This is a genomic window from Streptomyces sp. NPDC015130, assembly GCF_043080005.1.
Classification (GTDB): domain Bacteria; phylum Actinomycetota; class Actinomycetes; order Streptomycetales; family Streptomycetaceae; genus Streptomyces.
Genome location: NZ_JBIBVC010000026.1, coordinates 82,964 through 88,963, shown reverse-complemented (window position 1 = coordinate 88,963; position 6,000 = coordinate 82,964). Strand labels below are relative to the sequence as shown.

Annotated in this window: 5 protein-coding genes and 2 pseudogenes; 4 read left to right on the top strand and 3 right to left on the bottom strand. The window is 70.9% G+C overall.

Annotated features, from left to right (window positions below):
• Window positions 1-97: 97 nt before the first annotated feature.
• Entirely contained in the window at window positions 98-736 is a 639-nt protein-coding gene (locus ACF08F_RS35750) for a CBS domain-containing protein (RefSeq protein WP_392302709.1), read from the bottom strand.
• Between the two features lie 27 nt (window positions 737-763).
• On the bottom strand, window positions 764-1,222 hold the full coding sequence (locus ACF08F_RS35745) for a Crp/Fnr family transcriptional regulator (protein WP_392302708.1): 459 nt from the start codon (window positions 1,220-1,222) through the stop codon (window positions 764-766).
• 592 nt (window positions 1,223-1,814) lie between these two features.
• Here ACF08F_RS35745 and ACF08F_RS35740 point away from each other — a divergent pair.
• The 4 genes and pseudogenes from ACF08F_RS35740 to ACF08F_RS35725 form a co-directional block, all read left to right on the top strand.
• On the top strand, window positions 1,815-3,020 hold the full coding sequence (locus ACF08F_RS35740) for an NAD(P)/FAD-dependent oxidoreductase (RefSeq protein ID WP_392302707.1): 1,206 nt from the start codon (window positions 1,815-1,817) through the stop codon (window positions 3,018-3,020).
• Window positions 3,021-3,086: 66 nt separating this feature from the next.
• On the top strand, window positions 3,087-4,127 hold the full coding sequence (locus ACF08F_RS35735; RefSeq protein WP_392302706.1) for a hypothetical protein: 1,041 nt from the start codon (window positions 3,087-3,089) through the stop codon (window positions 4,125-4,127).
• Between the two features lie 96 nt (window positions 4,128-4,223).
• The gene (locus ACF08F_RS35730; protein WP_392302705.1) at window positions 4,224-5,180 is read left to right on the top strand and encodes a sigma-70 family RNA polymerase sigma factor; all 957 of its coding nucleotides are present in this window, start codon (window positions 4,224-4,226) and stop codon (window positions 5,178-5,180) included.
• A 230-nt stretch (window positions 5,181-5,410) separates the two neighbouring features.
• Window positions 5,411-5,593 (top strand): annotated as a pseudogene (locus ACF08F_RS35725) (amino acid permease); the annotation flags it as partial.
• Window positions 5,594-5,635: 42 nt separating this feature from the next.
• Here the strand turns inward: ACF08F_RS35725 and ACF08F_RS35720 are convergent.
• Window positions 5,636-5,954, bottom strand: a pseudogene (locus ACF08F_RS35720) (transposase); the annotation flags it as partial.
• Between the last annotated feature and the right edge of the window lie 46 nt (window positions 5,955-6,000).

The window sequence follows — 6,000 nt, the reverse complement described above, 5'->3', positions numbered from 1 at the left end:
CGAGGAAGACCCGCGTGGGTGTGGCGGCTGCCGGCAGATCGGACATGGCGCTCCCCGCGGTCGGTGGGCTCGTACCCGCCCCCACAAGGATTGTCTGTCATGCAGCGCCTTCGTGGGCACCGAGATCCATCCGTACGTCGACGACACCCTCCACCGCCCGCACGGCGCGTGCGAGCAGTGGCACCAGCGACCGTTCGAGGAGTGCACCGTGAAGGGTGGCGACACCCTCCCGCACGGAGACGTCGAGCCCTGCCGGGGCGGCCGACTCGCCGAGGATGGAACGGCGGATCTCCTCCTCGATCTCGCCGTCCGTCCGGAGGAACACCTTGAGCAGGTCGCTCCGGCTGACGACCCCTTCCAGCATTCCGATCCCGTTCACCACCGGCAGCCGCTTCACCTTCCGGGTGGCCATGATCCGTGCCGCCTCGGCGAGCGTCGCGTCCGGGTGGACGGTCACGGCCGGACTCGACATGAGCTCACCGGCCCGCAGGGCTCCGGCCTTGGCAGCCTCGGCGAATTCGTCCGGGCGGGGCTCCTCCAGCCTGAACTCCTCCTTCGGCAGGAGATCCGCCTCCGACACGACTCCGACGACACGTCCCTCTCCCTCAAGGACGGGAAGGGCACTGACCTTCCACTGGTCCAAGAGCGCGACGATCTCCTTGTAGGGCGCGTCGCGGCCGATCGCGACGGCGGTGTGGGTCATGACGTCGCTGACGGTGTAGTGCGAGGCGGACATGGTGTTCTCCCGGAGGTGGACGAGGGTCTACAGGCCGCTGCCGTGCGGGGCGTACAGATCGAGCAGTCGTACCTGGGCGGAGACGAGGCGACGAGCGAGCGTCTGCCCGACGAGCTGCCCGAGGGCGGAGCCGAGGTCCGGCTCGGCGTTCATCATCCGGCGCACGGCCATCGCCTCGAACTCGTACGCCCGCACACGTGTCATGGCCTCCGCTCCGGAGTGCCAGCGATACGGGGCGAACAGCCAAGACCATCCGAGGAGCTCACCCGCGTTCACGGTGTCGATCACCGCCGACCGTGTGCCAGGCACCGAGACGTCCAAGGTGACCGTGCCCGTCCGAAGGATCCAGAAGCGCAGGGCGGGATAGCCCTCCTCGAACAGCCGGGTGCCTTCCGGGAGGTCCACCGGGCGGCTGCATACCATCAACCGCGCGCGTTGGTCGGCGGACAGAAGGGTCGTGAGCCTGGGGGAAGCAAGTGAGCTCATCGGGGACCTCCTGATCGGTGTCCGCATCCAGTTTCCGCTTCACATCACGGGGAGCGCGAGGGCCGGATGGCCCCCTCTCCGCTGCCCGCAACGCGTATCCCACCCTGCCGATGTGGGAAACGGCGATCGAGGTGGATGAGGAGACCCGTCGTCGTGGCCTGGGATGCGCACCGGCCATTGCCGTCCGCCGTCTCGCACCTGACGGAGAACCGGTGGTGCGACGAGCGCTCGGCAGTTGCTTGTACGGGCCCGCCGCCTCCGCCACCGTCTAGGGCGTGTTGCGAAAGTCCCGCCTGCCCGACGGCGCCTGGCACGCACGCTCGCCGCGTTGTCGGGATCACCCCGATACATCCAGTATCGGGGCGACCCTCCGCCTTGCGATCGCACGCACCAGACGCCGTCGGGCCCGCCCTTCGGGCGGCCGGCGCTACTTTCGCAACACGCCCTAGCCGCTGATGGCACGGGCAGGAATCGAGGTCGTTCGAACCCCCAAGAGCGAATGTGACCCACGTCACCTATGGCGCCTGTCAGGAATCGGGGCGCTGTTCCGCTCAAGTCCCCGAGAGCCAAGCGAACGAACAGGAGCAACACCATGAAGCACCACATCGTCGTCCTCGGCGCCGGTTATGCCGGGGCCTACGCGGCCGGGACCCTGGCCCGTCGACTGTCCCCGGAGGACACCGAGGTCACCGTGGTCAACGCCGAGCCGGACTTCGTCCAGCGGCTGCGGCTGCACCAGCTCGCGGCGGGCCAGGAGATCGATGCTCCCCAGCTCACCGAGGTCTTCGCGGGCACGGGGATACGGCTGCGCCTGGCCCGTGTCACGGCCGTCGACCCCGAACGCCGGGTCGTCGCCGTGGCCGACGCCGACGGCGGCGGCCAGATCGGTTACGACACGCTTGTCTACGCGCTGGGCAGCCACGGTGACGACCGCGGCGTCACCGGTGTGGCCGAGCACGCCTTCGACGTCTCCGCCCGGCCCTCCGCGCTGCGCCTGCGTGAGCGCCTGGACGGCCTGGAGAAGCGGGGCGGAGGCGTGAATGTCCTGGTCGTCGGCGACGGCTTGACCGGCATCGAGACCGCCACCGAGATCGCCGAATCCCGCCCCGGCCTCTCGGTGACGCTGGTCGCCCGCGGTGAGCTGGGCGCCCCGCTCTCGGCCGGAGCCCGCGGCCACCTGCGCCAGGTCTGCGATCGGCTGGGCGTCATCGTCCTGGAGCACACGAGCGTCGAAGCCGTCGAGGAGACGCGGGTGCTGTGCGCGGACGGCACCGCCCTGGCGGCCGACGCGACCGTGTGGACGGCCGGGTTCGCGGTCAGCTCCATCGCTGCCGTCGGCGGGCTCGAGGTCACCGAGGACGGTCGGATCGTGGTCGATCGCACCATGCGGTCGCTCTCGCACCCGAACGTCTACGCCGTCGGCGACAGCGGCTACGTCATCGGCGACAACGGCCGGCCACTGCCGATGTCCTGCGCCTCGGCCGGCTACACCGGCCGGCAGGCCGTGGACGCGATCGTCGGACGCCTGACCGGCGGCAAGATCGCGAACACCAGGCTGGAGTACCCGGGCAATCACATCAGCCTCGGGCGGCGGGACGGCATCCTGCAGCTGGTCGACGGCGAAGGACAGGCGAAGCCGAAGTTCATGGGCGGCTGGAAGGCCGCCCGGATCAAGGCGGGCATCCTCAGGATGTCGCTGTGGGCCACCGAGCACCCGACCTTCGGCCTGCCCAAGCGCAAGCACCACCTCCTGGCCGCCGCGCCGAAGGCGTCCGCTGCGGAGGAGGCGGTCGCGTAGCCGGCGGGTCGCGCTACACGATCTCGAGCCACTCGGCAAGGAACTCCCTCCTCTCAAGGAGCAGGCATGTCCACTCAGGCCGCGCCCGCAGCCGACACGTCCCACTCACCCTCCCCCTGGCCGGCCGTTGCGATGGCGGTCGCCCTGCTCACGGTGAGCATCAGCCTGCTGCTCATCGCCTTCGCCTGGCCGTCGGTGCGCTCATCGGTGCATGACGTGCCGATCGCCGTCGCCGGGCCCGCACCCGCCGTCCGGCAGATGACGGCCGTACTCGACCAACGGCTGCCCGACGGCTTCGAGGTCGTCGAGGTCACCGACACCGCCGCCGCCGAACGCCTGATCCGCGACCGTGAGGTGTACGGGGCGATCGACCTCGGCTCCGGCATCCCGCAGGTCATCACCGCGTCCGCCGGAAGTGCCGCCGTCGCCCAGACGCTGAACGGCATCGCGGCCGGCCTCGGCCAGACGCAGGGAGCCGGCACCGCTGGCGCCGCCCGCGACCTCGTCCCGCTGCCGGCCGACGACCCACGTGGCGCCGGACTGGCCGCCGGAGCCCTGCCGTTGGTCATGGGCGGCCTGCTCACCGCCCTGCTGCTGACCAGGCTCGTCCGCGGCAGTGTCCGCCGCGTCGTCGGAGCGCTCGCCTTCGCCGTCACCGGCGGACTCGCCGTGACGGCGATCCTGCAGTTCTGGTTCGGCTCGCTCGACGGCTCGTACGCCGCCAACACCGGGGCCATCGCCTTGACGATCGCGGCCATCGCCCTGACCATCCTCGGTCTCGAGTCGCTGCTCGGGTACGTCGGCTTCGGCCTCGGCGGCGCCACCATGATGCTCATCGGCAACCCCCTGTCGGGCACCGCGACCGCACCCGAGATGCTGCCCGACTGGTCCGGCACCCTCGGCCAACTGTTGCCACCTGGGGCCGGCGGCCAACTGCTGCGCTCCACCGCCTTCTTCGACGGTCACGGCGCCACCCACTCCGCCACCGTCCTGGCCACGTGGCTCACGCTCGGTGCGGTGCTGTGCCTGGTCGGCGACCTGCGCCGACGCCCTCCCGCCACCACCGAAGAAGCGCCCGTACAGCTGGCCGCGCACGCGGCGGTCTGACCCCTGCTCGCCCACCGACTCGGCGCGCAACACCCCACCCCCACACGGAGAATGCCCCGAGTCGAGCCTTCCGTCACACCACATAGGGTGGTCCGCATGGACAGCACCGCCACTGATCGCTTCGACACCGGCCGGTTCGAGGCGAGCCGGAACCGACTGGCCTCGCTGGCGTACCGGCTGCTGGGCTCCGCCACCGACGCCGAAGACGCGGTGCAGGACGCGTTCCTGCACTGGCAGGCCGCGGACCGGCAGCGCATCAGGGTGCCGGAGGCATGGCTGACCAAGGTCGTCACCAACCTGTGCCTGGATCGGCTCCGTTCGGCACAGGCGCGCCGTGAACGCACCGCCGGCGCCTGGATGCCCGAACCGCTCCTCGACGGCGATGTGCTGCTCGGTCCGGCCGAGACGTTCGAGCAGCGCGAGTCGGTCTCTCTGGCCCTGCTGACGCTCATGGAGCGCCTGTCCCCCCTCGAACGGGCCGTCTACGTGCTGCGCGAAGCGTTCTCCTACGGTCATGCCGAGATTGCCGAGATCCTCGACATCACCGAATCGGCAAGCCAGCAGCATCTCCACCGAGCCCGGCGCCGCATCACCGCCGCGCGCCGCGGCGACGGCGAAGTCGACCCGGCATCCGCCCGCAGGATCGTCGAGGAGTTCCTCGCGGCCGCCGCCTCGGGTCGCACCGAACGGCTGGTGGCGCTGCTCACCGACGACGCGACCGCGATCTCGGACGGCATGGGCGGCACGGCCGAGAAGCTGCTGCGGTTCGACACTCCGCAGCGCATCGCCGCTGTCGTACGGGCCGGCCTCAAGCCCACACCGGCGAAGCGGCGACTGGCCGGCGGCACACCGGCCATCCACTATGCGGTCGTCAACGGCACACCCGCCATCCTGTTCGTCCTCGCCGACCAGGTCATCGGCGCCGTGACCTTCGACATCGCGGGCGGCAGGATCGCGACCGTGCGCGGCATCGCCGCCCCCGCCCGCCTCGTCCGCCTCACCGAAGCCTGGCGCGAGCACGGACCGGACACGCCGCTCGTCGCACAGTGGTGACCCGCTGCTTCCAAGCCGCCGAGTCCGAACGGTCCCGCGCGGTCCAGACGGAGGCGGGCCGTGCTGGAACGTCCGCTCACGCTGCGCTCACGCAGGAGAGCCAGGGGTATTCGCCGTAATCGGGCTCTGAGCACGCCTTCTTCGCCCGCCCGGGTGCTGTCCGCGGCTCGTCACTTTGTTCCTTTACGGTGCCCCGGTACGTCTGGCGGAGCGCGGTTGGGGAGCGAGTGATGAGTGCGGTGTCGGGGCCTGCGGGCACGGGCGAGTTGAAGCGGCACCTGGGTGTGTTCGACGCCGTCGTGATCGGCCTGGGGTCGATGATCGGGGCGGGGATCTTCGCGGCCCTGGCTCCGGCGGCCGCCGCGGCTGGGTCGGGGCTGCTGCTCGGCCTGGCGTTGGCTGCGGTGGTGGCGTAGTGCAAAGCAATGTCCTCGGCGCGCCTCGCGGCCCGCTACCGGCCGGCCGACCAGGCCGCGGATGCGGGGAATCGCGTCCAGCAGTGGCGTCAGCTGGGTGACGTCGTGCCTGTTTCCGCCGGTCAGAGTGACGGCGAGAGGGGTTCCGTGTCGGTCGACGATCAGGTGGTGCTTGCTGCCCGGCCGGGCGCGGTCGACCGGCGAAGGTCCGGTGTGAGCCCCCTTTCAGGGCCCGGATGTGCGAGCCGTCGATCGCGGCGTCGTTCATGTCCAGCAGACCGGCTTTGCGTAGTTCGGCCAGGAGCGCTTCGTGCAGTCGGGGCCAGACGCCGGCCTCGGTCCAGTCCCGCAGGCGCCGCTAGGGCGTGTTGCGAAAGTAGCGCCGACCGCCCGCAGGGCGGGCC